General features: G+C 68.1%; 1 protein-coding gene. It reads left to right on the forward strand.

What is annotated here, in order from left to right; all coding sequences use genetic code 11:
* Positions 1-926, forward strand: a 926-nt coding sequence (locus tag ACTWPT_RS60075) for an alpha-N-arabinofuranosidase (protein WP_443186494.1), incomplete at both ends; no start/stop codon positions are given.

The following is a 926-nucleotide window of genomic DNA, read 5'->3' on the forward strand; positions in this document are numbered from 1 at the left end:
GCCATCATCAATGTCGACGTCGAAGGTCCGGTGATCAGCCGGCATCTCTACGGTCATTTCGCCGAGCACCTGGGCCGCTGCATCTACGGCGGCTTCTACGTGGGCGAGGACAGCGACCTCCCGAACGCCGGCGGCATCCGCCTGGACGTCGTGGACGCGCTGCGTGCCCTGAACATCCCGAACCTGCGCTGGCCCGGCGGCTGCTTCGCCGACGAGTACCACTGGATGGACGGCATCGGGCCGAAGGAGCAGCGCCCCTCGATCGTCAACACGCACTGGGGCAACGTCGAGGAGAACAACCACTTCGGCACCCACGAGTTCATGGCCCTGTGCGAGCTGCTCGGCGCCGAGCCCTACATCAGCGGCAACGTCGGCTCGGGCACGGTCAAGGAGATGAGCGACTGGGTCGAATACCTCACCCGCGAGGGCGACTCGCCGATGGTGCGCCTGCGCAAGGCCAACGGGCGGGACGAGCCCTGGCGGGTGCGCTTCTGGGGGCTGGGCAACGAGGCGTGGGGCTGCGGCGGCAACATGACCGCCCAGCACTACGCCGACGAGGCCCGCCGCTACGGCACCTACTGCCGCAACCACGGCGACAACCAGCTGTACCGCATCGCCGCCGGCGCCAACACCGACGACTACGCCTGGACCGAGGCGCTCATGAAGCAGCTCGGCGACCTGGGCTGCGCCTACCGGCCCCAGCCGTTCTACCAGGCGCTCTCCCTGCACTACTACACCATCCCGGGCACGTGGCAGGACAAGGGCGACGCCACCGTGTTCGACACCGACGACTACTACGCCACGATGGTCCAGGCCGCCCGCATCGACGACCTGCTGACCGGCCACTCCAACGTCATGGACTGCTACGACCCGGGCAAGACCGTGGGCCTGGTGCTGGACGAGTGGGGCACCTGGTGGAACGTCGA

Source organism: Nonomuraea sp. 3N208 (assembly GCF_052245935.1).
GTDB lineage: Bacteria > Actinomycetota > Actinomycetes > Streptosporangiales > Streptosporangiaceae > Nonomuraea.